Source organism: Streptomyces sp. NPDC012827, from assembly GCF_042900905.1.
GTDB lineage: Bacteria > Actinomycetota > Actinomycetes > Streptomycetales > Streptomycetaceae > Streptomyces > Streptomyces gulbargensis.
On sequence record NZ_JBIBBY010000002.1, the window covers coordinates 314,184 to 339,205 of the forward strand.

The following is a 25,022-nucleotide window of genomic DNA, read 5'->3' on the forward strand; positions in this document are numbered from 1 at the left end:
CGTAGGCCGGTGTTGACGGCTCCGATGCCAGGACGGTGGTAGTGTGCGCGCCTCGCTGATCCAGATCGCGGTGGACCCGGACGAACCGGTCCACACCCGGCGGGCGCGTGCGGCGCGCCTGGTACGGGCGGAATCCGGCCACGCGGACCTCGTGGTCCTGCCGGAACTCTGGCCGGTCGGCGCCTTCGCCGCCGACTCCTTCGCGGCCGAGGCCGAGCCCCTGCGCGGCCCCACGTACGAGGCGATGTCCGCCGCCGCGCGGGACGCCGGGGTGTGGCTGCACGCGGGATCCTTCGTGGAGGAGGCGGGCGGCCTGCTCCACAACACCTCGCTCGTCTTCTCCCCCGACGGGGAACTCGCCGCCAGCTACCGGAAGATCCACCGCTTCGGCTTCGACCAGGGCGAGGCGGTCCTCATGGCCGCCGGGGAGGACCTGGTCACCTTCGACCTGCCGCACCTCACCGCCGGCGTCGCCACCTGCTACGACCTGCGCTTCCCCGAACTCTTCCGGGGGCTCGTGGACGCCGGCGCCCAGGCCTTCGTCGTCCCGGCCGGCTGGCCGGCCCGCCGCCTCGCCCACTGGACCCTGCTCGCCCGGGCCCGTGCGGTGGAGAACCAGGCGTACGTCCTGGCCTGCGGCACCGCCGGCACCCACGCGGGCGTGGAGCAGGCCGGGCACTCGGTCGTCGTCGACCCCTGGGGCGAGGTCGTAGCGGAGGCGGGCCCGGGCGAGGAGATCCTGCGGGCCGTCCTCGACCCGAAGAAGGTGGCCACGACGCGGGAACAGTTCCCGGCCCTGAAGGACCGCGTCCTGGGCGTGACCGCCCCCCGGCGCGACCAGGTCTGAGAGGCGCGGGGGCCGTCCGCGTACCCCGGGGACCCGGCCCCCCGCCGCCACCGGCCGGGCGCCGTCCTCACGGTCTTCCCGGACTTCACCGTCTTCGTGGGACCAGTGGGACCGTGGGACCCGTCGGAGCAGCCGGACCCGCCGGGCCACCGCCCGGGCGACCGGTCAGGGCGCGGTGGCCGCCCGGTCCGCGTCACCGCGCAGGACGCAGAACTCGTTGCCCTCCGGGTCGGCCAGGACCGCCCAGCCCGTGCCGTCGGGCCGGCGGTGGTCGGCGACGAACGTCGCCCCGAGGCCGAGCAGCCGTGCCACCTCCTCGTCCCGGGAGGACTGCGGCCGCAGGCACAGGTGGAGCCGGTTCTTGACCGTCTTCGGCTCGGGCACCTGGTTGAAGTACAGGACCGGGCCCTCCGGGAGCATCACCTGCGCCTCCGCCACCCCCGGCCGATCCTCCGGATGGAGCGGACGCCCCGTCACCTTGCTCCAGAAAAGCGCCAGTTCATAGGCGTCCGCACAGTCGATCGCCACGTTCTGCAGTACCGAGACCATGTGCCCAAGCCTTCCCGATCCCGGCGCCGGACGCCACCGCGTACCAAAGCCCGGCCCAGGAGGTGCCCCGCCGATCACTCCGCGAGCCCGGTAAGGCCCGCGAGACACCTCCTAGTACTGGACCTCCGCCCACAGCCGGGTCACCCGGGAGAGGCCGGCGCGGACCGCGCCGCCCCGGGTCAGGGCCGCCCGGTCCACCCCGGCGAAGATCAGCGCGAGGGAGAGATCCGCCGCGACGGCCCGGCCCGCCACCGAGACCTCGAGACGCCGTCGCGCGCCGCGCCCCGCTCCCCGTACCGACACCGCGACGCCCGGGTCCTCGGCGTCCGCCGCGCGGGCCAGGTGCCAGGAGCGGCGGTCCACGGCCCGCAGCAGGTAGCGGTCACCGCCGTACCGCATCCGCAGGCCGCGCTGCCGGGCCGTCGCGCCGAAACGGTTCCGCTCCAGGGACACCAGCGCGTCACCGACCCGGAGGGTCGCCCGGTTCAGGGTGGGCAGCCGGATCACCTCCGTGTGGATGCCCCGCGCCTCGTACGAGGCGGGCGGCAGCAGCCCGCCCCGCAGCTCCGAGACGACCACCTCCGGCACGGTCTGCCGCAGCGGCGCCTCCACCGTGATCTCGCCGAACTCGGCCGAGACGCCCCGCCATCCGGACCGGCGCTCGTACCCCTTGCCCTCGCGCCACGGGCGCAGCGTGAACGGTGTGACGGCGCTGTGCATCAGCTCTCCTCCCCCTCGCGTCACACGACGATCGCATGCAGGGCACCCGGGCTGCGCCCCGGCCCCGGCGCGTACTCCGCCCAGGCCGCCGCCAGCCGCCGTACCGCCTCCGTCAGCACCTCCGGCGCCGCCATGAAGTGCAGCCGCAGCCGGTCGGCGCTGCCTCCGAGCGCGTCCGCCGTGGAGCCGGGCAGGACCGCCACCCCGTGCCGCAGGGCGAGCTGGGCGAACGACACCCCGTCCCCGTACGGCAGCCGCACCCACAGCGTCTGCCCGCCGGCCACCGGCGGGCACTCCCACGAGGGCAGCAGCCGGCCCAGCTCCGCCCGCAGGTGGTCGTGGCCGGCGCGGCACGCCGTCCGGCGCGCCGCGAGCACCGGCCCGAACCCGTCGAGCAGCCGGGCCGCGACCAGCTGGGACGCCACGTCGCCACCCAGGTCGTGCAGCGCCTTGAGCCGGGCCAGCCGGGCGATCAGCGCGGCCGGGCCCCGCACCCAGCCGGCCCGCAGCCCGCCCCACACCACCTTGCTCAGCGAACCGACCGAGAGCACCTCCCCGTACGCGGCGAGCGGCGCCCCGGCCGGCTCCCCGCCGAAGGCGAGTTCGGCCGGCACCTCGTCGTCGACCAGCGGCACCCCGAGCGCGTTCGCCGCCTCCACGAGACGCCGCCCCGCGAGCGGCGGCAGCACGGTCCCGGTCGGGTTCTGGAACCGGGCCATCACGTACGCCAGGGCCGGCCGGTGCCGCTCCATGGCCCGTACCGCCGCCGTCACGTCCAGCCCGTCCGGCCCGACCGCCACGGGCAGCGGCACCGCCGCCGCCTCCCGGAAGAGGTCGAGCGCCCCCGGGTACGAAGGCGCCTCCACCAGCACCCCGTCCCCCGGTGCGAGCAGCAGCCGCGCCAGCAGCGCGAGGGCCTGCTGGGCGCCCGTGGTCACGAGGATCTCCCCCGGCCCGGTCGGCACCCCCCGCGCCGTGTACCGCGCGGCCACCGCCTCCCGCAGCACCGGCAGGCCCGCCGGGTGATAACCGAGGTCCCGGTCCGGCAGGACGATCGCGCGGTACGCCTCCGTCAGCTCGGGCGGCGGGGCGGGCGGGGCGGCGCAGCTGAGCAGGATCACGTCGTCCGGCGCCTCCAGGAGGTGCAGGAACAGCGGGTTCGAGGTCTCCACGACCCGGGGCTCGCCGGTACCGCCGGCCGGCACCGGGCCGTCGGCCGCCCCGGCGCGGCGGCGCAGGGGGAGCGCGGCCGGAGCCACCCGGGTCCCGCTGCCCTGCCGCCGTACCAGCCGGCCCTCCTGCCGCAGCGTGTCGTACGCGGCGACCACCGTCGTCCGGCCCACGGCGAGCGCGCCGGCGAGGCGCCGGTCGGGCGGCAGGAGGGCACCGGGACGCAGCACCCCGTCGTCGATCAGCGCCCGCAACCGGGCCGCGAGCAGCAGGTACAACGGCCCGCGCCCGGCCGACCAGCGACCGAGCCGGGCCACGAACGCGTCGGCGTCGAGGGGTGCGAGGGGGTCGGGGGCGACGGCGGAGGAGTTGCGGGTGCCGGGACCGCCGGGGGTCACGGCGGAGGACCTGCGGGTGCCGGAACCGCCGGGGGTCACCCGTGCGGCCGCGCCACCCGTACCGCGCGCCCTGCTCGTACCCTCCGCCCCTCCCGTACCACCGGCATCACCCGCCCCCGCCGGACGCCTCGGCTCCGCCGCGCGCTCCCCCCGCTGCCCGTCTCTTCCCACGCACCCCACCCACCTCATTGGCTCCCCAGGCGAACCAATCTGCCGTGATTGGCTCTGTGACCACAAGTCGGCCCCGCGCAGACTGCGTTCATGAGCAGCAGCGCGAACGACATCACCGGCGTCCCCGCGAAGACCGACGGCGGAGCCCCGCGTCCCGAGACCCTCGCCGTCCACCCGCCCCGCGTGGAGATCACCGGCAGCACTCCGCTCGGCGTCCCGCTCCACCAGGGCCACGTCTTCGCCTTCGACTCGGCCGACGCCCTCGCCGACGCCTTCACCGACCCCGACACCTTCCTCTACAGCCGCATGGGCAACCCCACCGTCCGTGCCCTGGAGGACGCCGTCGCCCGTCTCGAAGGCGGTACCGGCGCGCTCTCCTACGCCTCCGGCATGGGGGCCATCAGCGGGGTCCTGCACACCCTGTTGTCCTCCGGCGGTCACGTCATCGCCCAGCGGTGCCTGTACGGCGGTACGTACGCGGTCCTCACCGACCTCGCCGCCCGCTGGGGCGTCGACGTCACGTACGTCTCCGGCACCGACCCGGAGGAGGTGCGGGCCGCCCTCCGGCCCAAGACCCGCCTCCTCTACCTGGAGACCATCGCCAACCCCACCACCCGCGTCGCGGACCTGCCCGCGCTCGCCGCCGTGGCCGCCGGGGCGGGGGTGCCGGTCGCCGTCGACAACACCTTCGCCTCCCCGCTGCTCTGCCGCCCCCTCGGCCACGGCGCCGACATCGTCCTCCACTCCGCCACCAAGTACCTCGCCGGCCATGCCGACGTCCTCGGCGGCGTCGCCGTCTTCAAGGACCCCGCGCTGCAGCGGCGCGTCCGCGCGCACGCCGTCGAACAGGGCGCCGTCACCGACCCGTTCGCCGCCTGGCTCACCCTGCGCGGCATGCAGACCCTGCCGCTGCGCGTCGAGCGCCAGTCGGCGAGCGCCGCCACGCTCGCCGCCCGCCTCGCCGCGCACCCGGCCGTCGCCGCCGTCCGCCACCCGTCCCTCGCGGACCACCCCGACCGGGCCGTCGCCGCCCGGCTGCTTCCGGCCGGGGGCGGCGGGGTGATCTCCGCCGATCTCGCCGGAGGGCGGGACGCGGGCCGCGCCTTCGTCGAGGCGGTCCGGGTCGCCTCCCTCAGCGTCTCGCTCGGTGACGTCCGGACGCTCGTCATGCACCCGGCCTCCACCTCGCACCGGCAGCTCGACGCACAGGCTTTGGAGGCGGCCGGCATCGGCCCCGGCACCATCCGCCTCTCCGTCGGCATCGAGCACGTCGAGGACCTGTGGGCGGACCTGGAGCAGGCCCTCGAGAAGGCCGCCGCGAACGCCGTCTGACCCCGGGTCAGTTCCCGTCGCGCTCGCGTTCCGTCATCCGGATCACGCACACCGCGAGCGCGATGAGCAGGGCGGCGTCCGCGTCCTCCCGTACGACGTCCACGGCGTAGGTGTCGCGGACGGTCAGCCACCGGCGCGAGATGCGGGCCAGCGGCTCGCCCTCGTACGTGACGTCGAACTCCCGGTCCAGGACCCGGCCGCTGACGTCCAGCTCCGTCCCGTCGGCGAGCGTCACCCGGAAGTGGTTCCGCAGCAGCGAGAGGCGCTTGCGGCGGACGGTCGCCAGCGGCAGGTCGTCCCGTTCGACCGTCATCGTCTCCCGCAGCGCGAACATCTTCTGCCGCAGGGTGATCAGGACCCGCCCGTGCGGGTCCTTGATCTCCAGGGTGTCGCGCAGCCGCAGGGCCTTGCCGTCCACGAGGAAGGCGGGGCGGCCGCCCTCGTCCTCGATCCAGTAGTCGTCGCCGATCGCGAAGATCCGGTCCCGCACGAGATATCTCATGGGCCCATACCTGCCCCCTCGTCCCGGTTCGTCACCTTCTCGCCTCCCCGACGCGTGCGTCCTCAGGCGAAGTAGCGGACGAACGCGTCGGGGGACGTGCCGAGCGCCTTGCCGAACGGCGAGTCGAGCTGCTGGATGAGCAGCACCGTGAAGGCGATGAACCCGGCCAGGCCCATCACCATCACCACGTGCGTCGCGCTCCGCCGGACGCCGAAGAGGAACATGAAGGCGAGCGTCAGCACGCCCCCGAACAGCAGCCCCGCCCACAGCACGGGCGACAGCCGCTCCTGCGCGGCCGCCTCCCGCCCGCGCCGGGCGTCGTCCACGTACCCGAGCTGCGCCAGCACCTCCTGGGCGGCGATCTGCTCGGACACCTTGTCCGTGTCGCCCGCCTCCCCGGCCCGCCGCACCCGGTCGAGGAGCTGCCAGCCGAGGGGGTCGAGGGGTTGGCGCTCCGCCATCATGGGCCACTCGACCTCCACGACGTGGGTGGCGTAGGCACGGGTGGCCCGGCGCAGCGGTTCGGCACGCGCCGGCGGGTAGGCGTCGGCCAGCAGGTACGTCTGGTGCAGCGCGCTCGCCTCGGCGTGGGCGTGGTCGGCGGCGGAGGCGCGGGTGTCCCAGACGGAGACCAGGCAGAGGCCGAGGACCACGGCGTAGAGGACCGAGACCATCATGGCGATGTACTCGGCCACGTCCTCACGCGGCTCCTCGTCCTCACCGAGCGGGAACAGCTTCGTCTTGAGGACGACGGAGAGGGCGGCGGCGAGCGCCACCCCGAGGGTGATGACCAGGGTTTCGATCAGGGCCATGGGGTCAGCTCCTGCGACTGCCGAGAAGGGCGGCGGCGATGGCGGCCGGGACGAGGAGCAGCAGGAGCATCACGACGACTCCCAGCTCCCGTGCCTGGTGGGCGCGGCGCCGGACGCGGCCGAGGAACCCTTCCGCGTGGGGGGCGGCGACCGCCGCCCGGGGCGGCGCGTCGGGCGGTACGCCCGGGGGAACCAGGGGTACGGTCGCGGCCCCCGGCGGTCCGACGGGCAGGGGCCCGCCCCCTTCCCCGGCCCCGGGCACGGCTCCGGCCCCGACCCCCGCTCCCGGCGGCGCGACGGCCAGGGCACCGGGCCCGGCCCCTACGGCCCCGGCCCCGGCACCTGCTCCCGCCCCCGCTCCCGCGCCTGCCGCGCCGGCGGCCCCGGCGCCTGCTGCGGCCCCGGCAGCCCCAGCAGCCCCAGCGGCCCCGGCGGCCGCCCCCGCGGCACCTGGCACCGCGCCCGCCGCACCGGCCGCCGCCGCACCCGCTGCCCCGGGAGCCCCCACCGCGCCGCCTGCCCCCACGGTCCCTGCGGGCCCACCGGCCCCCGGCACCCCCACCGCCCCAGGGACCCCCGGAACTGCGGGAACACCCCCTGTCCCAGGCGCTCCTGGTGTCCCGGGTGTCCCTGGCACCCCCGGAGCCCCGGGAGCGGGCACGGCCACCGGTGGGGCCGGCACCGTGAAGACGGCGGTGGCGCGGGCGGTGAGGACCGGCGGGGGAACCAGGACGCCCCCGGGCGCGTACGTCCAAAGGCGGTCGGTGCCGGTGGCGAGCCCCTCACTGCGGTGGGTGCCGGGCGGGCGCCGTACGGAGGCGGCGCAGCGGGCGGAGGCCCCGGCCTCGAGCAGGGGCACGACGGAGGAGCCCCGGCCGCAGTCGACGGCGCCCGGCGGGAGCCCGAGCCCCGGGTCCGTGACCCGTACCGCGTGGACGGGACGGTTGCCCCGGTTGGAGACGGTGTACGTGAGGGTGGCGGCGTCCCGGGCACGGAGCGCCACCCGCTCGGTGAGCCCGAGGATCCCGCCGACCCCGGTGTACCCGGAGCGTGCGGTGGCGGTGACGGTCCGCCCCAGGGACGGCACCCGGCCCTCCGCCCGCAGGGTCGCGCGGTGCCTGCCGGGCGCGGCGGGGAACCGGGCGACGCACTCCACCTCCCCGAGCGCGGGCAGCGGCCGGGCGGGACAGCGCGCCGCCCCGCCGGGCACCCCGGGATCGAGCACGCGCACCTCGTACAGGTCGGCCTCACCGTTGTTGACCAGCCGGTACCGCTTCTCGACCGTCGTCCCGATGCGTACCTCCGGCGGCCGCGACCACGACCGCTCCCGCCCGTTGACGGTCACGGTCACCCGCAGGGCGTCCCCGGCCCCCCCGGCCCGCGCCTCGGTCCCGCCCAGCGCCAGACACGGCACGACGAGGAGCACGGCCATGAGCCCGCCCCTCACCCGAGAGCAGCAATAGTCCGATGATCTACCCGCACGCTCCATGCCCGCCATGCTGACGACCCGCTCCCCCCACTCCCACGGGAAGACACACCCCGCGGCCCCCGCCCGGCCCCCTCTTTCCACCCGTACGGCACCCTTGCCCGGCTGGAGCGCATGCCCTGAGCAGGCGGTTCACACCGGCGTGATCCCGCGCTCACGGGCGGATGGCAAGCTTGAAGGATGAACGATGCTGCTCCGGCGCCCACCCCCGCGCCCGCACCCCGCAAGCGTGCCCGTGTCCGTGCCCCCGAGCTGATCGGCCGGGGCGGCTGGCTGAACACCGGTGGGAAGGAACTCACCCTCGCCGACCTGCGAGGTAAGTGCGTTGTCGTCGATTTTTGGACCTTCTGCTGCATCAACTGCCTGCACGTCCTGGACGAGCTGCGGGAGCTGGAGGAGAAGCACCGCGACACGCTCGTGATCGTCGGGGTGCACTCGCCGAAGTTCGTGCACGAGGCCGAGCACCAGGCCGTGGTCGACGCCGTCGAGCGGTACGAGGTGCATCACCCCGTGCTGGACGATCCCGATCTGGCGACGTGGAAGCAGTACGCCGTGCGGGCGTGGCCGACGCTCGTCGTGATCGACCCCGAGGGGTACGTCGTCGCGCAGCACGCCGGTGAGGGACACGCGAACGCGATCCGGACGCTGGTGGAGGAGCTGGAGGCCGAGCACGAGGCGAAGGGGACGCTGCGGCGCGGCGACGGGCCGTACGTGCCGCCGGAGCCGGTCGCGACGGATCTGCGGTTCCCGGGCAAGGCGGTGCTGCTGGAGTCGGGGAACTTCCTGGTCTCCGACACCACCCGCCATCAGCTGGTGGAGCTGGCGGCGGACGGCGAGACCGTGGTGCGTCGCGTCGGCGGGGCGGGCGAGTTCCGGGAACCGCAGGGCCTGACGGTGCTGCCGGACGGGAAGGTCGTGGTCGCGGACACCGTGCACCACGCGCTCCAGCTGTTCGACCCGGCGACCGGGGTGGTCGAGCGGATCGCCGGCACGGGCACACAGTGGTGGCAGGGCTCGCCGGCGTCGGGGCCCGCCCTGGAGACGGACCTCTCCTCCCCGTGGGACGTGGCCTGGTGGCAGGGGAAGGTGTGGATCGCCATGGCGGGCGTCCACCAGCTGTGGACGTACGACCCGGAGACGCGGACCGTGGAGGTCGCGGCGGGCACGACGAACGAGGGCCTGGTCGACGGTCCCGCCGCCGAGGCCTGGTTCGCGCAGCCCTCGGGGCTCGCCGCCACCCCGGACCGGCTGTGGATCGCCGACTCGGAGACCAGCGCCCTGCGGTGGATCGACACCGAGGGGGTCGTGCACACGGCCGTCGGCACCGGCCTGTTCGACTTCGGCCACCGGGACGGCGACGCCGGGCAGGCCCTGTTCCAGCACCCGCTGGGCGTGACGGCGCTGCCGGACGGTTCCGTCGCGGTCAGCGACACGTACAACCACGCGCTGCGCCGTTACGACCCGGCCACCGGTGAGGTGACCACCCTCGCCACCGATCTGCGCGAGCCGAGCGACGCGGTCCTGGTGGGCGAGGACATCGTGGTGGTGGAGTCGGCGCGGCACCGGCTGACCCGGCTGCGGCTGCCCGAGGAGGCGGTACGGGTGGAGGCGGTCGCGCACCGGACGCGGCGCGAGGCCACCGAGATCGCCCCCGGCCGGCTGCGGCTCGACGTGATCTTCCAGGCGCCGGCCGGCCAGAAGCTGGACGAGCGGTACGGCCCCTCGACCCGGCTCCTGGTCTCCTCGACGCCGCCGGAGCTGCTGGTGGGCGGCGAGGGCACGGGCACGGACCTCTTCCGGGAGCTGGAGCTGAACCCGGAGGTGACGGAGGGCGTGCTGCACGTCTCCGCGATGGCCGCCTCGTGTGACGACGACCCGGCCAACGAGTACCCGGCCTGCCACGTCCACCAGCAGGACTGGGGCGTGCCGGTGAAGGTCACCGACGGGGGTGCGGCCCGGCTGCCGCTGATCCTGGCGGGCATGGACGCCTGACCCCGTCCGGGGCAGGGCAGGTCAGCGGACGAGGCCCTGGTGCCTGGACGGGCGGCCCGCCGCCGCGTCCAGGCAGCCGGCCACCCAGGCGGCCGGGTCGTGCACGGCCCGGTCGCCGCCCATGCCCTGCTGCCGCATGAGCGTGCATTCGCCGCTCAGCAGGGCCTTCGTGCGGGAGCCGTCCTGGTCGTACTTGCGGATGCGCGTGGCCTGCACGTAGCCGCCCTCGTAGGCGATGTCGGCGGCCCACGGCGGCCGGTCGTTGTACTGCTCGATGATCCCCCAGGCCACCGCCGTCCCGAGGAGGACGGCGGTGGCGAGCAGGAGGACGAACGTCCGCCGGGGCGGCCCTTCATGACGCTGCATGGCAGCCACGCTGCCAGGAGGGGCGTTTCGCGGATGTTTCGCCGGGCGCCGGGACGGGGCCCGGCTCCGGTCAGCCCTCCAGGAAGGCGACGAGCGCGTTGGCGAGGAGGTGGGGGTCCTCGGCGCCGCAGAGTTCGCGGGCGCTGTGCATGGAGAGGATGGCGACGCCGATGTCGACGGTGGTGATGCCGTGGCGGGCGGCGGTGATCGGGCCGATGGTGGTGCCGCAGGGCATGTCGTTGTTGGAGACGAACGTCTGCCAGGGGACGCCGGCCTTCTCGCAGGCGGCGGCGAAGACGGCGCGGCCGCTGCCGTCGGTGGCGTAGCGCTGGTTGACGTTGACCTTGAGGATCGGGCCGCCGTTGACGCGGGGGTGGTGCGTCGGGTCGTGGCGCTCGGCGTAGTTGGGGTGGACGGCGTGGCCGGTGTCGGAGGAGAGGCAGACGGTGCCGGCGAAGGCGCGGGCGCGGTCCTCGTACTGGCCGCCGCGGGCGTAGACGGAGCGTTCGAGGACGGTGCCGAGGAGGGGGCCCTGGGCGCCGGTGTCGGCCTCGGAGCCGTTCTCCTCGTGGTCGAAGGCGGCGAGGACCGGGATGTAGGGGAGGTCGTCGCGGCCGGCGAGGGAGGCGAGCGCGGCGGCGGCGGCGTGGACGGAGAGCAGGTTGTCCATGCGCGGGCCGGCGAGGAGTTCGCGGTCGCGGCCGAGGTAGGCGGGGGCTTCGAGCGCGTGGACCATGAGGTCCCAGCCGGTCACGTCCTCGGCGTCGAGGCCGGCGTCGGCGGCGATGTGCGCGACGAGGTCGCCCTCGTGGACCTCGCCGAGGCCCCAGATGGGCTGCATGTGCCGCTGCCGGTCCAGCTTGAGGCCGTCGTTGGCGCCGCGGTCGAGGTGGATGGCGAGCTGCGGGACGCGCAGGAGCGGGGTGTCGATGTTCACGAGGTGGTGGCTGCCGTCGCGGAGCGTGAGGCGGCCGGCGAGCCCGAGGTCGCGGTCGAGCCAGGTGTTGAGGAGGGTGCCGCCGTAGACCTCGACGGCGACCTGGCGCCAGCCGTGGGCGCCGAGGTCGGGCTGGGGCTTGACGCGCAGGTTGGGGGAGTCGGTGTGGGCGCCGACGATCCGGTACGGGGTGTGCGGGGCGGCTCCCTCGGGCACGTACCAGGCGATGATCGCGCCGCCGCGGGTCACGTACTTCCCGCCGCTCGTCGCGTCCCAGGCCTCGGTCTCCTCGACCCGGCGGAATCCGGCCTTCTCCAGCCGTTCGGCGGTGTTCGCGGCCGCGTGGTACGGCGACGGGGAGGCCGCGAGGAAGGACATGAGGTCATCGGTGTGGCCGCGGTCGAAGGGGCCGGCCGTCGGGCGGGAAGCTGCGCTGCTCATGGGTTCACCTTACGATCCCGGCCTGCGGACACCGGCCCCCCGGGGGGACGGGAACGGCGGTGCCGGGCACGCCTCGTGGGATCTTCCGCGGGTGGGGTGGCCCCGGGCGCCGGGGGCGGTGCGAGCGCCCCTGGGGAAACGGAACGGCCCGCCCCCCTCCCCGGGGACGAGCCGTTCCAGTATGGACGAGAGGCGTTGCTAGAACGCGGCCTCGTCCAGGTCCATGACGGAGCCGTCGACGGCCTCGGCGAGCGCGCGCTCGGTGGAGACGCCGGGCAGGACGTTGGCGGCGAAGAACTTCGCGGCGGCGATCTTGCCCTGGTAGAAGGCGACGTCCTTGCCGGAGGCGCCGTTGGCGAGCTTCTCGGCGGCGACGGCGGCACCGCGCAGCAGCAGGTATCCGACGACGACATCGCCGGAGGCCATGAGCAGGCGGGTGGTGTTGAGGCCGACCTTGTAGATGTTCTTGACGTCCTCGCCGGTGGCGGTGAGGTCGGTCAGCATGGCGCCGACGATGCCCTCGAGGTCGACGGCGGCCTTGGCGAGGGCGTCGCGGGCGGCGGCCAGCTCGTCGCCGCCGGTGCCGACGGCAAGGAACTTCTTGATCTCCTCGGCCAGCGCGTTCAGGGAGGCGCCCTGGTCGCGGACGATCTTGCGGAAGAAGAAGTCCTGGCCCTGGATGGCCGTGGTGCCCTCGTACAGGGTGTCGATCTTCGCGTCGCGGATGTACTGCTCGATCGGGTACTCCTGCAGGAAGCCGGAGCCGCCGAACGTCTGGAGCGACTGCGCGAGCTGCTCGTAGCCCTTCTCGGAGCCGTAGCCCTTGACGATCGGGAGGAGCAGGTCGTTCAGGCCGTGCAGCGCCTTGCTGTCCTCGCCCGCGGCCTCCTTGATCGCGATCTCGTCCTGGATCGTGGCCGTGTAGAGGACGAGGGAGCGCATGCCCTCCGCGTACGCCTTCTGCGTCATCAGCGAGCGGCGGACGTCGGGGTGGTGCGTGATGGTGACCTTGGGGGCGGTCTTGTCCATGAAGTTCGCCAGGTCGGTGCCCTGGACGCGCTCCTTGGCGTACTCCAGGGCGTTGAGGTAGCCCGTGGAGAGGGTGGAGATCGCCTTCGTGCCGACCATCATGCGGGCGAACTCGATGATGAGGAACATCTGGCGGATGCCGTCGTGCTTGTCGCCGATGAGCCAGCCCTTGGCGGGGTGCTTGTCGCCGAAGGTCATCTCGCACGTGTTGGAGGCCTTGAGGCCCATCTTGTGCTCGACGTTGGTGGCGTAGACGCCGTTGCGGGCGCCGAGCTCGCCGGTCTCCCAGTCGAACTCGTACTTCGGGACGAGGAAGAGGGAGAGGCCCTTGGTGCCGGGGCCGGCGCCCTCGGGGCGGGCGAGGACGTAGTGGAGGATGTTCTCCTCCATGTCGTGCTCACCGGAGGTGATGAAGCGCTTGACGCCCTCGATGTGCCACGAGCCGTCCTCCTGCTGGACGGCCTTGGTGCGGCCGGCGCCGACGTCGGAGCCCGCGTCGGGCTCGGTGAGGACCATGGTGGAGCCCCAGCGGCGCTCGACGGCGATCTTGGCGACCTTCTTCTGCGCCTCGTTGCCCTCGGTGTAGAGGATGCCGGCGAAGGCCGGGCCGGAGGAGTACATCCAGACGGCCGGGTTCGCGCCGAGCAGCAGCTCCGCGTAGGCCCAGATCAGGGAGCGCGGGGAGACGGTGCCGCCGATCTCCTCGGGGATGCCCAGGCGCCAGTACTCGGACTCCATGAAGGCGTTGTACGACTTCTTGAAGGAGGCCGGGACGGGGGCGGTGTTGGTCTCCGGGTCGAAGACCGGCGGGTTGCGGTCGGCGTCGGCGAAGGACTCCGCGAGCTCGTTCTCGGCCAGGCGGCGGATCTCGTCGAGGATGCTCTTGGCGGTCTCGACGTCCATCTCCTCGAACGGACCGGTGCCGTACACCTTGTCGCGGCCGAGGACCTCGAAGAGGTTGAACTCGATGTCGCGGAGATTCGACTTGTAGTGCCCCATGGCGACGGCTCCGTAAGGCTCGGGGAGGGAGGTTCCTCGTACACGTACCGGCAAGTAGCAAAACGCTCTCTCCGATGATGCTACCCACCGGTAATAAGAGCAACCCCTGATCCGGACATGTGATGCGGGACGCAGGAAAAAGGGCCCGGGGAATCGCTCCCCGGGCCCTTCGCCACCCGCTCGACCGTCACGGACCGTGTCGTCCCGTCACCCGCGCCACGGGGACCGGCCCGACTCTCGGCCGCACCTCGTGCGGTCCTCGTTCATCCGTCTCGCCCCCGGCGCCTCCGTGTGGTCAGTCGCCGGTCCGGTACTCGGGGTCGGTGTGGCAGGGGGAGGTGACCGAGACCGAGAGGCTGTCCCTGGACGCCTTCTCCCACTTCGAGGCGGACTCGTACGTGGACGGCAGCAGCAGCTCGATCGTCGCCGTGTGGTGGTCCTTCTCGTGTTCCACGTCGAGCTGGAGCTGCTTGGCCTCGGACTTCGCCGGACCGAAGCGGACGACCTTCCAGCCCTTGGCCGGCAGGCCCTCGTGAAGCCGGTCCATCGCCTGCTTCAGCGTGCTCGCGTCCGGTCCGTACATCGACCAGAAGTGACGGACGCGGTAACCGTTGTCCACACCGTCGCAGGGCGCGGCGTCGGGAGCGCCGTTGTTCGCCTCGCGCAGACCGGCCGTGTCGAAGATGTCGCTGGACCGTTCACGGACCAGGTCCTTCGCCTCGGTGACCTTCATGGGGCGCGGCTCGTAGGGCAGGCCGCCGTCGTTCATGGTGGTGCATCCCGTCGAGAGGAGGAGGGCGGTGGCCAGGGCGCCGCCCAGGGAGAGGGCCTTGCGGCGGATCATTGGTAGGTCACTTCCTTGTACCGGCCGGTGACGACCCTGGCCTGGTTGGTGAGACTTTCCGTGCCGTTGTCCCAGTAACCGCTGTGGCCGCGCGAACCGTCCGTGGCCACGACGTGCGCACCGAAGTCCGGATTGGTCGGCGTGAGCGTCTTGACGACGCTCTCGCCGTCGCCGTCCATCCAGGACGGCAGGATGTCGATGTCCACCTTCTTGGGCGCGTGTCCCCAACCGCCGATGTCCGGCACCGGGTCACTGGTGACGAAGGGGATGTTGAAGCCGCCGTACTTGTCGTCGGTGACACCGCCCGGCAGGTGCAGCCCGCCCAGGTAGGGATCGCTGTCGGCTTCGGCCGCGTAGACGTGCCCCTTCGGCACGTCCAGGTCGGTGGCGCTGCCGACCTGCATGCCGGGGCTGCCGGCCACGAAGATGTCGTCGGCGTCCAGGTGCCCCTGGCGGGCGGCGGACCCGATGACGGTCGAACCGTAGCTGTGACCGGTCACGGTCATGTGGGTCCGGTCGCCCTCGTGCGAGGCGCGCAGTCCGTCGACGAAGGCGTTGAGCTTGGGGGCGCCGTCGTCCGCGTAGTGGCTGAACGGGGCGTCCTTCACGATGTTCTGCGGCGCGTCGTAACCCAGCCAGGTGATCGTGGAGACGCTCTGCCCGTTCGCCAGGTTGTCGCTGGCCCGCCAGAGGGTCTCCATGCGCTTGATGTCGCCGCCGATGCCCTCCAGGTTGGACGTGGTGCCGGGCACGTACATCGCCGTGTGCGTGGCGGTGTCGGGGTTGCCGTTGGCGACGATCGCGTGCCCGTTGCCCTTGGTGTCGAAGCCCAGCAGATAGGCCTCGGGCAGGGGGCGCTCGCCCGGCCGCTCGGACTTGCCGGAGCGGTCGAAGCGCTCCTGGATGGCGTCCATCCCCTTCTTCCGGGCCGTGAGTTCTTCGTAGCGGTCGCCGTACTTCTCCTCCCACTGCCGGTACGCCGGATTCCTGATGACCGCCGGGTACTGTCCGTTGGGGTTGGGGAGGTACTCCTGCGGCTGCTTCGGGATGGCGTTGAGTTCGAGCTGCGTCTGCGCCCGCGTCTCCGCCAGCACCATGCGGTTGGCGTCGTCGCGGACGGTGGAGGGGATGCCGTCCAGGGCGCCCACGGAGGCGGGGTAGAGCGTGGCGTACTCGTCGCGCTGTTCCTGGGTGAGGCCGTTCCACCAGGCGGCGTTCTCCTGCGGGGACTTGCCCTGCGGGATCTTGCCGTCGTCGGCGTACTTGCCCGCCGCCTCCTGCATCGCCCTGGTGTCGGCGGCGGCGTCGGCGAGGGTGGCGTCGCTGACCGTCAGGCCCGGCTCCGCCTTCAGTTTGCGCAGGACGGCGGCGTAGCGGCTGTCGATCTCGGTGGCTTCGCGGACGGCGTCGCCGATGCGCTGGGCGATGTCCTCCGCCTTGCCCTTGTTGGCGTCGGCGGATCCGACGCCCTCGCCGGCGCCCGGGGCGTAGGGGACGGGGGCCCCGTCCTGGGCGGTGTTGCTGCCGGGGGCGAGGACGGACGAGGCGGTCGGGTACTCCACCGAACCGTCGGGCTTGACCGTGAACTTGAGGTTGGCCGCGTCCTCGAGGGCCCGCTTCAGCTTGTTCTGCGGCGCCGCGAGTTCGGCGGCGAGGCCGTTGAGCGCGGTGCGGATCAGGCCGCACTCGGTGTGCAGGTACTGGTAGTTCCGGGAGAGCTGCCTGACCTCGTCGCAGGCGGCCTTCGCCGCGTCGCCCTCCTGCGTGTCGTGGATGCGGGCGAACATGGCGTTGTCCACGCGGTCCTTGTCCGCGTTGGCGCGTGAGGAGACCTTGCCCCAGCCGTCGGCGGCGTCGGTGTACTCGCTCAGTTTCACGTCGCGGAGCTGCTGCCAGGTGGGCACGGGCCTCAGTTCTCCTTCCGCTGCGGCGGTACCGGGGCCTCCGCGGCGATCTTCCGCCTGGTGGCGTCCTCGCGCTCGCCGAAGTCCCGCCCGGCGGCCTTCAGGGAGCCCTCCAGACGGCCGCACTCGTCGCGGACGGCCGTGAGCCGGGTCTTCCAGGTGCCGAGGATCTCGGTGAGCGCGGCGGAGGAGTCGAACCCGGCGGTCCCGCCGGCGACTCCGTCGTTGGCGCTGTCCAGGTCGGTCAGCGACGTCCCGGTGCTGGTGCGCAGTTCGCCGGCGGTGTTCCCGGCCGCGTGCCAGGGCGCCTCGTCGGCCTTGAGGTCGGCGGAGCCGCCTCCGCCGCCCCCGCCCGGTTCCGAGGGCAGTCCGGCCAGTGTCATCGCGGCCGGTCGCTGCTGCGGCGCCGCGCCTCCGAACAGTTCGGTCCATGCGTCGTTCAGTGTCATGTGCACCCCCGTGCGCGTCGTTGCTCCCGCGAACTTAGCAGGCACCCCACGGCGCCGGGAGGGCCCTGGGCAGGGCCCGCCCAGGACGGATCGCGGCGCGGGGCCGGGGCGGTGCTCGCTAGGCTGGGGGCATGTACGGCTACGAGCAGAATCCGGGTGCCCAGCAGCAGTACGCGCCGCCCCCTCAGCAGCAGTACGACCCGCAGGCCGGCATGCAGGGCGGGGCGCAGCCCGGTGGCGGGTACGGGCAGCAGCAGGCGCCGCTCTACCCGGAGCCCTCGCCGCCGTCGCTCGCCGACGCGGTGCGCGCCTTCACCACCGGCACCCTCGCGGCCGAGGACTTCCAGCAGATCTTCGCGACCTCCAAGGTCTACTGCCCGCGCGGTGACAACCCCGGCTTCCTGGCCCTGCACAACACCCAGCAGCCGGTGATCCCGATGTTCACCTCGCTGAAGGAGCTGCGGCGGTACGCGGGCAAGGAGTCCAAGTACTTCGTGATCACGGGCGCGGAGGTGATCGACCTGCTGCCGACCGGGTACGGCTTCGTCCTCGACATGGAGGGCGACCACCGGATGGTCTTCGACGCGAAGGCCGTGGAGCAGATGGTCGACTACGCGATGCGGCGGATGTACGGCTGACGCAGGCGGGAAGCGGTCGGGGAGAGCGCCCGGGAGGAATTCCTCCCGGGCGTTCCGCGTTCCGGATGGCAAGAAGTTCATCGTTCAACTAAAGTGGACGTACGAGGTCGCCAAGGCCCGCAACAGGAGGTCCCCCATGCCCGCCGTGACTGTCGAGAACCCGCTCACCCTGCCGCGCGTCACCGCTCCGGCCGGCGCCGCCGCCCGCCCCGTGCTCGCCGTCACCACGGCGCCCTCGGGCTTCGAGGGCGAGGGCTTCCCGGTCCGCCGCGCCTTCGCGGGGATCAACTACCAGTACCTCGACCCGTTCATCATGATGGACCAGATGGGCGAGGTGGAGTACGCGCCCGGCGAGCCGAAGGGCACCCCCTGGCACCCCCACCGGGGCTTCGAGACCGTCACGTACATCATCGACGGCACCTTCGACCACCAGGACTCCCAGGGCGGTGGCGGCACCATCACCAACGGGGACACCCAGTGGATGACCGCCGGCTCGGGCCTGCTCCACATCGAGGCCCCGCCGGAGTCCCTCGTCGTCAGCGGCGGCCTCTTCCACGGCCTCCAGCTGTGGGTGAACCTGCCCGCCGCCGACAAGATGATGGCCCCCCGCTACCAGGACATCCGCGGCGGCCAGGTCCAGCTGCTCACCTCCCCCGACGGCGGCGCCCTGCTGCGCGTCATCGCCGGCGAGCTCGACGGACACGACGGCCCGGGCATCACCCACACCCCGATCACGATGATCCACGCCACGCTGCGCCCCGGCGCCGAGATCACCCTGCCCTGGCGCGAGGACTTCAACGGCCTCGCCTACGTCATGGCCGGCCGCGGCACCGCCGGCGCCGAGCGGCGGCCGGTCCATCTCGGTCAGACCGCCGTCTTCGGCAAGGGCGGCTCGCTCACCATCCGCGCCGACGAGAAGCAGGACGGGCACACCCCCGACCTGGAGGTCGTCCTCCTCGGCGGCCGGCCCATCCGCGAGCCCATGGCGCACTACGGCCCCTTCGTGATGAACACGCAGGCCGAACTGCGCCAGGCCTTCGAGGACTTCCAGGCGGGCCGCCTCGGCACCGTCCCCGCGGTCCACGGCATGGGCGAGTGACGGGGCGCCCGCGTCGCTGACGAGCCGTCACCCGTACGGCCCGTCAGCGCGCGACGCCCGCCCGCGGGCGTGGTCCGGTGGACAGGTGCAGACGAGTGGAGGAGTCGCGCCGATCCCCGAGGGCGCCAGGCGGGTCGCCGCCTGGTGCGCCGTCCTCCTGCTGGTCGCGGGGGTCGCGGCCGTGTTCGTCTGGTTGTGCGTGGTCTTCCGGACGGCCGTCACCCCGGCGCTCCTCGCCGTCCTCGGCACCGCGCTCCTCGGCCCCCTTCACCGGCGCCTGCTGCGCATGAAGGTCCAGAGGTCGCTCGCGGCCGGGCTCACCGTGGCCGCGGTCCTCGCGGTCGCCGGCGGCGCCACGTACATCGTCGTCGCCGCCCTCGTCGAGACCGGCGACCAGATCATCGCCTCGCTGCGCCAGGCCGCCACCGGCATCGCCGACCACTTCGGCGCGGCCGGAACCTCCCTGGACGACCTGGCGGCCAACTCCCGGCAACTCCTCCAGAAATTCGGCGGGACCGCCGCCTCCGGGGTCCTGAGCGGGATCGGCGTCGTCGGCCAGATGCTCGCCACCGCCGTCCTCGCCCTCCTCCTCGTCTTCTTCTTCCTCCGCGACTCCGACCGGGCCGTGGGCGCCCTGCGCTCCCTCGTGCCGCCCGCCACCGGCGACGCCGTGGAGGCCATGGCGCGCCGTGCCTTCGAGGCGGTCGAGGGCTTCATGCGGGGGACGACGTTCATCGCCCTCGTCGACGCCGTCCTCATCGGCGTCGGGCTGCTCGTCCTCAGGGTGCCCGGCGCCGTCGGCCTCGCCGCGCTCGTCTTCGTGACCGCCTACATCCCGTACCTCGGGGCCTTCCTCTCCGGCGCCGTGGCGGTGCTCGTGGCGCTCGCCGACCGGGGCTTCGTCATCGCCCTGTGGGCGCTGGGCGTGGTCCTGGCCGTGCAGGTCATCGAGGGGCACGTGCTCCAGCCCATGGTCCAGAGCCGCACCGTCCACATGCATCCGGCCGCCGTCATGCTGGCCATCACCGCCGGGGCCTCGGTCGCCGGCATCCTCGGCATGCTCCTGGCCGTACCGCTGACCGCCGCCGCCACCGGCGTCCTCGGTGAACTCCGCAGCCGGTACGGGAGCCAGGCGCCGCCGCCCCCGGGGGCGGCGGCCGGCTGAGCCGCGTCCCCGCTCGCCTCCCTCAGGTGGCGGCGGGCTGGCCGCCCGGCTCGAAAGAGGCCAGCATCTGCACCAGGGCGGCCTGGTCGGGCCCGACGAACGGGTCGGCGTCCGGAGCCGTCATGATCGTGTCGATCATCCGGTCGGTCATCCGGACGGCGGGCGGCAGGTGGGTGGAGAGCACGATCTCCGCGCCCATCTCGCGCAGCGGCGTGAGCGTCGCCCGGTACTTGTCCGCGTCCACGACGTGCACCCACGGGCTGTCCAGGGTCGCCCACAGCAGTTGCGCGTCCCGCAGCTGCGCGGGCGACAGGTCGTTCGCGTGCCCGCTCTCGGCGAGTTCGGCGCTCGGCATGGGGCCGCCGAAGCAGTCGGAGGTGAAGCAGATCCGGGTCCGGTCGTCGTAGAAGCCGACGGTGGCGGGGTTGTCGAACAGCGGCGGCCGGAAGCCGTGCAGCGTGCGGTCGCCGACGTCGAGGGACTGGCCGGGGTTGAGGAAGTACACCCGGTCCAGCGGAAGCGGGCGCTCCGTGGACATGATCCCGGCGCCGATGAAGGTGGTCACGACCTTCGCCAGGGGCGCGGCGACCAGCAGGTCGAAGAGGCCGCCGGTGTGGTCCCGGTCGGGGTGGGTGAGCCAGATCCAGCGGACGTCGGCGGGGTCGACGACGGAGCCGAGGGTGTTGACGAAGGTCCGGTCGGCCAGCGAGAGCCCGGTGTCGACGACCACGGGCTCGGCGGCGGTGAGGACGTACGCGTTGGCGGGGATGTATCCGATCCCCGGCACTTCGAGGCTGTCGGCCAGGACGGTGGTGTCGCTGCCGACCTTGTGGGTGTCCATGACGCACTGCTCCGTGGTCCCCCCGGGCGGCCGTACGCCACCAGTCTCCTCCGTACGGGTGAGCCCCGCGCGCCGGAGGCGCCCGTACGGCCCCGGCGGAGGCGCCCGTACGGGTCCGGCTCCCCCCGCCCCGTACCCTCTCCGCCCCCTACCGGCAGCAGCCGTCCGCCGGCGCGGGCTCGTTGAGCTCGAACCAGATCGTCTTGCCCTCGCCCCTCGGGTCGACGCCCCACGCGTCCGCGAGCATCTCCATGAGGACCAGCCCGCGCCCGCTGGAGGCCATCTCGCCCGGGTGGCGCTTGTGCGGCAGTTCGTCGCTGCCGTCGGAGACGTCGACCCGCAGCCGGCGGGTCTTCTCGCCGCAGGCGACCTCCGCGACGAGCAGGGCGTCGCCGTCGGTGTGGACGAGGACGTTGGTGAGCATCTCCGAGACCATGAGGACGGCCGAGTCGAGCTGCTCGGGGTCGGCCCAGTCGTGCAGGAGCTGCCGCAGCTGCTCGCGGGCCTCGGCGACCCGCTCGGGCTCGGCCTGCGCGATCGTCATGAGGGTGCGCCGGGGGGTCGCGCGGGCCGCCGTCGCGGCCTGGCGGGAGATCAGCAGGAGCGCGATGTCGTCCTCGCGGCGGTCGGCGAGCGGGCCGGTGGTGTGGTGGGAGGCCGGGCCGTGGACGGCCTCGACGAGGGTGTCGGCGAGCGCCTCCAGGTCCTCGCCCTCGTGCGCCTCCAGAAGCCGCCTGGCCCGCTCCCAGCCGCTGCCGAGGTCGTGTCCGCCGGTCTCCAGGAGCCCGTCGGTGCACATCATCAGGGTCTCGCCGGGTTCCAGGGTGAAGCGGGTGGTGGGGTAGTCGGTGTCCGGGTCGATGCCCAGGGGCAGGCCGCCGGCGGTGGGCCTGAGCAGCACCGTTCCGTCGACCATCCGTACCGCCGGGTCCGGATGCCCCGCCCGCGCGATGTCGACCGTGCCCGTGGCCAGGTCCACCTCCAGGTAGAGGCAGGTCGCGAAGCGGGGCCCGCCGCCGTCGTCCCCGTCGTCCCCGTCCGTGATCCCGTACAGGAACCGCGAGGCCCGGGACAGCACCGCGTCCGGCCGGTGCCCCTCGGAGGCGTACGCGCGCAGGGCGATCCGCAGCTGGCCCATCAGCCCCGCCGCCCGGACGTCGTGGCCCTGGACGTCCCCGATGACCAGGGCGATCCGCCCTGCGTCCGACCCGCCGGCGCCGGGGCGCGAGGGGCCGCCGGGCAGCCGGATCATGTCGTACCAGTCACCGCCGACCTGGAGCCCGCCGCCGGTCGGCACGTACCGCGCGGCGACCTGGATGCCGGGGATGCCCGGTCCGAGGACCGGCATCATCGCCCGCTGGAGGCCGAGCGACAGCTCGCGCTCCGACTCGGCCACCCCGGCGCGCGCCAGGGCCTGCGCGAGCATCCGCGCCACCGTCGTCAGGACCGAGCGCTCGTCGGGGGTGAAGGCCACCGGATGCTTGAAGGCGGCCATCCAGGCGCCCATGGTGCGCCCGGCGACGATGAGCGGGACGAAGGCCCAGGAACGGCGGCCGAAACGTTCCGCCAGCGGCCAGGTCATCGGGAAGCGGCGCAGGTACTCCTCGGGGGTCGGCAGGTAGATCGCCCGGCCCGTCCGCACCACCTCCGCCGCCGGGTAGTCGGTGTCCAGCGACATCGACGTGAACGGACCCTCGTCGCCGTCCCGCTGCCCGTGGTGCCCGATGACCGTCAGCCGGTCGCCCGACACGCCGAAGACGGCGAGCCCGTCCGGCGAGAAGCCGGGCATCGACAGCGAGGCCGCCACCCGCAGCACCTCGGAGGTCGACCGGGCCTCCGCGAGCGCCCGCCCCGCGTCGAGCAGGAAGGCCTCGCGGGAGCGGCGCCAGTCGCCGGTGACGGGGGTACGGGCGGCGGTGCCCGGCTCCGGTTCGGCGACCTCCTGGAGGGTGCCGACGAGCCGGTGGCCGGTCCCGTCGACGAAGGGCTTCGACCGGGTCCGTACGGTACGGAGCACCCGGCCCTCCTCGTCCATGATGCGCAGCCGGGCCTCGGCGAGGGTGCCCTCCGCGACGGCCAGGTTGACCACGCCGTCGATCTCGTTCCAGTCGACCGGGTGGAAACGGGACCGCACCGCCGCCTCGCTCAGCTCGACGGGGGCGGCGGGCAGGCCCAGCAGCCGGGCGGCCTCGGCGTCGAGCGAGACGATCCGGGAGGCGTTGTCCCAGCGCCACAGGCCCGTCGCGATGGCGGCCAGGACGTCCTCGGTGCGCATTGCCCTACTTTATGAATATCGGCCAGGGGGCCGCCACCGACGGTATTCGAATGGCGATCCCGGACCGGCCGGTACCCTGGACGGGTCCGCGGTACGGGTCCCCCGGGACCCCGGGCGACGGACCCACCCCAAGATCCCGAAGACTGGATGAACGACGATGCATCGGTACAGGTCCCACACCTGCGGCGAGCTCCGCGCCTCTGACGTCGGCACCGACGTCCGGCTGAGCGGCTGGCTGCACAATCGGCGCGACCTGGGCGGCATCCTCTTCATCGATCTGCGCGACCACTACGGCATCACGCAGCTCGTCGCCCGCCCCGGCACCGCCGCCTACGAGGCCCTCGACAAGCTGACGAAGGAGTCCGTCGTCCGCGTCGACGGCAAGGTCGTCTCGCGCGGCGCGGAGAACGTCAACGCCGAGCTGCCCACCGGTGAGGTCGAGGTCGAGGTCGGCGCCGTCGAGGTCCTCGGCGCCGCCAAGCAGATCCCCTTCACCATCAACGCCGACGACGGCGTCAACGAGGAGCGGCGCCTGGAGTACCGCTTCCTCGACCTGCGCCGCGAGCGCATGCACCGCAACATCATGCTGCGCTCCGCCGTCATCGCCGCCATCCGCTCCAAGATGGTGGCCCTCGGCTTCAACGAGATGGCGACCCCGATCCTCACCGCGACCTCCCCCGAGGGCGCCCGTGACTTCGTCGTCCCGTCCCGGCTCAACCCCGGCAAGTTCTACGCGCTGCCGCAGGCCCCGCAGCAGTTCAAGCAGCTGCTGATGATCTCCGGCTTCGACCGGTACTTCCAGATCGCGCCCTGCTTCCGCGACGAGGACGCCCGCGCCGACCGCTCGCCCGGCGAGTTCTACCAGCTCGACGTCGAGATGTCGTTCGTGGAGCAGGAGGACGTCTTCCAGCCCATCGAGAAGCTCATGACCGAGCTGTTCGAGGAGTTCGGCGGCGGCCGCCCGGTCAGCTCCCCCTTCCCGCGGATCCCGTTCCGCGAGTCGATGCTCAAGTACGGCAACGACAAGCCGGACCTGCGCACCGACCTGGAGCTCGTCGACCTCACCGACGTCTTCGAGAAGTCGGAGTTCAAGGCGTTCGCCGGCAAGCACGTGCGCGCGCTCGCCGTGCCCGACACGGGCGACCAGCCGCGCAAGTTCTTCGACTCGCTCGGCGACTTCGCGATCTCCCTCGGCGCGAAGGGCCTGGCCTGGATCCGCGTCGGCGAGGGCAACGCCCTCACCGGCCCGATCGCCAAGTTCCTCACCGAGGAGAACGTCGCCGCCCTCACCGAGCGCCTCGGCCTGAAGCCCGGCCACGCCGTCTTCTTCGGCGCGGGCGAGTTCGACGAGGTCTCCAAGATCATGGGCCCGGTCCGCGTCGAGGCCGCCAAGCGCGCCGGCCGCTTCGAGGAGAACGTCTTCCGCTTCGCGTGGATCGTCGACTTCCCGATGTACGAGCGGGACGAGGAGACCGGCAAGATCGACTTCTCGCACAACCCGTTCTCCATGCCGCAGGGCGGCCTGGAGGCCCTGGAGACCCAGGACCCGCTGGACGTCCTCGGCTGGCAGTACGACATCGTCTGCAACGGCATCGAGCTCTCCTCCGGCGCCATCCGGAACCACGAGCCCGAGATCATGTTCAAGGCCTTCGAGATCGCCGGCTACAGCCGCGAGACCGTCGAGACCGAGTTCGCCGGCATGCTCCGCGCCTTCCAGTACGGCGCCCCGCCGCACGGCGGCATCGCCCCGGGCGTCGACCGCATCGTCATGCTCCTCGCCGACGAGCCCAACATCCGCGAGACCATCGCCTTCCCGCTCAACGGCAACGCCCAGGACCTGATGATGGGCGCCCCGACCGAGCTCGACGAGGCCCGCCTGCGCGAGCTGAACATCCAGCTCCGCAAGCCGGTCGCCTCAGCCAAGCCCACGGACGACCGCCCGGTGACGGACGCGGTGCACCCGGACGGGGCGCGGTAGTCCTGAGGGACGTGTGAGAGGGGCCCGGAACCGTGGGAACGGTTCCGGGCCCCTCGCCGATGTCCCCGCGCTCTCTGC

The 25,022-nt window shown here is 73.2% G+C and carries 21 protein-coding genes; 7 read left to right on the top strand and 14 right to left on the bottom strand.

Annotation, left to right across the window (positions count from 1 at the left end):
- Positions 1 to 43: 43 nt before the first annotated feature.
- The gene (locus ACFY60_RS04835) at positions 44 to 847 is read left to right on the top strand and encodes a carbon-nitrogen family hydrolase (protein WP_388609759.1); all 804 of its coding nucleotides are present in this window, start codon (positions 44 to 46) and stop codon (positions 845 to 847) included.
- Between the two features lie 165 nt (positions 848 to 1,012).
- Here ACFY60_RS04835 and ACFY60_RS04840 read toward each other — a convergent pair whose 3' ends face one another.
- The 3 genes from ACFY60_RS04840 to ACFY60_RS04850 all read right to left on the bottom strand — a co-directional run bounded on the left by ACFY60_RS04840 (position 1,013) and on the right by ACFY60_RS04850 (position 3,684).
- Positions 1,013 to 1,396 (bottom strand): VOC family protein, encoded by a 384-nt coding sequence (locus tag ACFY60_RS04840; RefSeq protein ID WP_388609757.1) that lies wholly within the window; start codon positions 1,394 to 1,396, stop codon positions 1,013 to 1,015.
- Between the two features lie 111 nt (positions 1,397 to 1,507).
- Complete coding sequence (locus ACFY60_RS04845; protein ID WP_388609755.1) at positions 1,508 to 2,116, bottom strand: hypothetical protein; 609 nt, start codon at positions 2,114 to 2,116, stop codon at positions 1,508 to 1,510.
- Between the two features lie 20 nt (positions 2,117 to 2,136).
- Positions 2,137 to 3,684, bottom strand: a complete 1,548-nt coding sequence (locus ACFY60_RS04850) for a PLP-dependent aminotransferase family protein (RefSeq protein ID WP_388609753.1) — start codon at positions 3,682 to 3,684, stop codon at positions 2,137 to 2,139.
- A gap of 261 nt (positions 3,685 to 3,945) precedes the next feature.
- Between ACFY60_RS04850 and ACFY60_RS04855 the strand changes: the two genes are divergently transcribed.
- Positions 3,946 to 5,187, top strand: a complete 1,242-nt coding sequence (locus ACFY60_RS04855; RefSeq protein ID WP_388609751.1) for a trans-sulfuration enzyme family protein — start codon at positions 3,946 to 3,948, stop codon at positions 5,185 to 5,187.
- A 7-nt stretch (positions 5,188 to 5,194) separates the two neighbouring features.
- Here the strand turns inward: ACFY60_RS04855 and ACFY60_RS04860 are convergent, their stop codons facing one another.
- The 3 genes from ACFY60_RS04860 to ACFY60_RS04870 all read right to left on the bottom strand — a co-directional run bounded on the left by ACFY60_RS04860 (position 5,195) and on the right by ACFY60_RS04870 (position 7,933).
- Positions 5,195 to 5,689, bottom strand: coding sequence for an LURP-one-related/scramblase family protein (locus tag ACFY60_RS04860; RefSeq protein WP_388609749.1), 495 nt, complete (start codon positions 5,687 to 5,689; stop codon positions 5,195 to 5,197).
- A gap of 62 nt (positions 5,690 to 5,751) precedes the next feature.
- Complete coding sequence (locus ACFY60_RS04865) at positions 5,752 to 6,501, bottom strand: hypothetical protein (RefSeq protein ID WP_388609747.1); 750 nt, start codon at positions 6,499 to 6,501, stop codon at positions 5,752 to 5,754.
- Between the two features lie 4 nt (positions 6,502 to 6,505).
- Positions 6,506 to 7,933 (bottom strand): hypothetical protein, encoded by a 1,428-nt coding sequence (locus ACFY60_RS04870; protein ID WP_388609744.1) that lies wholly within the window; start codon positions 7,931 to 7,933, stop codon positions 6,506 to 6,508.
- Positions 7,934 to 8,167: 234 nt separating this feature from the next.
- Here ACFY60_RS04870 and ACFY60_RS04875 point away from each other — a divergent pair, with 234 nt between their 5' ends.
- Positions 8,168 to 9,979, top strand: a complete 1,812-nt coding sequence (locus ACFY60_RS04875) for a thioredoxin-like domain-containing protein (RefSeq protein ID WP_388609743.1) — start codon at positions 8,168 to 8,170, stop codon at positions 9,977 to 9,979.
- A 21-nt stretch (positions 9,980 to 10,000) separates the two neighbouring features.
- Here ACFY60_RS04875 and ACFY60_RS04880 read toward each other — a convergent pair whose 3' ends face one another.
- The 6 genes from ACFY60_RS04880 to ACFY60_RS04905 all read right to left on the bottom strand — a co-directional run bounded on the left by ACFY60_RS04880 (position 10,001) and on the right by ACFY60_RS04905 (position 16,948).
- Positions 10,001 to 10,345 (bottom strand): hypothetical protein, encoded by a 345-nt coding sequence (locus ACFY60_RS04880; protein WP_388609741.1) that lies wholly within the window; start codon positions 10,343 to 10,345, stop codon positions 10,001 to 10,003.
- Between the two features lie 70 nt (positions 10,346 to 10,415).
- On the bottom strand, positions 10,416 to 11,723 hold the full coding sequence (locus ACFY60_RS04885; protein WP_388609739.1) for a M18 family aminopeptidase: 1,308 nt from the start codon (positions 11,721 to 11,723) through the stop codon (positions 10,416 to 10,418).
- Between the two features lie 198 nt (positions 11,724 to 11,921).
- Positions 11,922 to 13,751, bottom strand: coding sequence for an acyl-CoA dehydrogenase (locus ACFY60_RS04890; RefSeq protein WP_388609736.1), 1,830 nt, complete (start codon positions 13,749 to 13,751; stop codon positions 11,922 to 11,924).
- 295 nt (positions 13,752 to 14,046) lie between these two features.
- Positions 14,047 to 14,595, bottom strand: a complete 549-nt coding sequence (locus tag ACFY60_RS04895) for a hypothetical protein (RefSeq protein WP_388609734.1) — start codon at positions 14,593 to 14,595, stop codon at positions 14,047 to 14,049.
- Positions 14,592 to 16,499 (bottom strand): alpha/beta hydrolase, encoded by a 1,908-nt coding sequence (locus ACFY60_RS04900; RefSeq protein ID WP_388609732.1) that lies wholly within the window; start codon positions 16,497 to 16,499, stop codon positions 14,592 to 14,594. Before ACFY60_RS04900 ends, ACFY60_RS04895 begins: the two co-directional genes overlap by 4 nt.
- Before the next feature lie 5 nt (positions 16,500 to 16,504).
- Positions 16,505 to 16,948 (bottom strand): hypothetical protein, encoded by a 444-nt coding sequence (locus ACFY60_RS04905; RefSeq protein ID WP_388609730.1) that lies wholly within the window; start codon positions 16,946 to 16,948, stop codon positions 16,505 to 16,507.
- Between the two features lie 131 nt (positions 16,949 to 17,079).
- On the opposite strand from ACFY60_RS04905, the gene ACFY60_RS04910 reads away from it, so the two are divergent.
- The 3 genes from ACFY60_RS04910 to ACFY60_RS04920 all read left to right on the top strand — a co-directional run bounded on the left by ACFY60_RS04910 (position 17,080) and on the right by ACFY60_RS04920 (position 19,850).
- Complete coding sequence (locus ACFY60_RS04910; protein ID WP_388609729.1) at positions 17,080 to 17,586, top strand: SseB family protein; 507 nt, start codon at positions 17,080 to 17,082, stop codon at positions 17,584 to 17,586.
- A 136-nt stretch (positions 17,587 to 17,722) separates the two neighbouring features.
- Entirely contained in the window at positions 17,723 to 18,685 is a 963-nt protein-coding gene (locus ACFY60_RS04915; protein ID WP_388609727.1) for a pirin family protein, read from the top strand.
- Between the two features lie 85 nt (positions 18,686 to 18,770).
- Entirely contained in the window at positions 18,771 to 19,850 is a 1,080-nt protein-coding gene (locus ACFY60_RS04920) for an AI-2E family transporter (RefSeq protein ID WP_388609726.1), read from the top strand.
- Positions 19,851 to 19,872: 22 nt separating this feature from the next.
- Here the strand turns inward: ACFY60_RS04920 and ACFY60_RS04925 are convergent, their stop codons facing one another.
- Both ACFY60_RS04925 and ACFY60_RS04930 read right to left on the bottom strand, forming a co-directional pair.
- Complete coding sequence (locus ACFY60_RS04925; RefSeq protein ID WP_388609725.1) at positions 19,873 to 20,691, bottom strand: MBL fold metallo-hydrolase; 819 nt, start codon at positions 20,689 to 20,691, stop codon at positions 19,873 to 19,875.
- A gap of 148 nt (positions 20,692 to 20,839) precedes the next feature.
- A complete protein-coding gene (locus ACFY60_RS04930; protein WP_388609723.1) occupies positions 20,840 to 22,966 on the bottom strand; it encodes a SpoIIE family protein phosphatase in 2,127 nt (708 codons plus the stop codon).
- 157 nt (positions 22,967 to 23,123) lie between these two features.
- Here ACFY60_RS04930 and aspS point away from each other — a divergent pair, with 157 nt between their 5' ends.
- Positions 23,124 to 24,944 (top strand): aspartate--tRNA ligase, encoded by a 1,821-nt coding sequence (gene aspS, locus ACFY60_RS04935; protein ID WP_388609721.1) that lies wholly within the window; start codon positions 23,124 to 23,126, stop codon positions 24,942 to 24,944.
- Positions 24,945 to 25,022 lie beyond the last annotated feature (78 nt).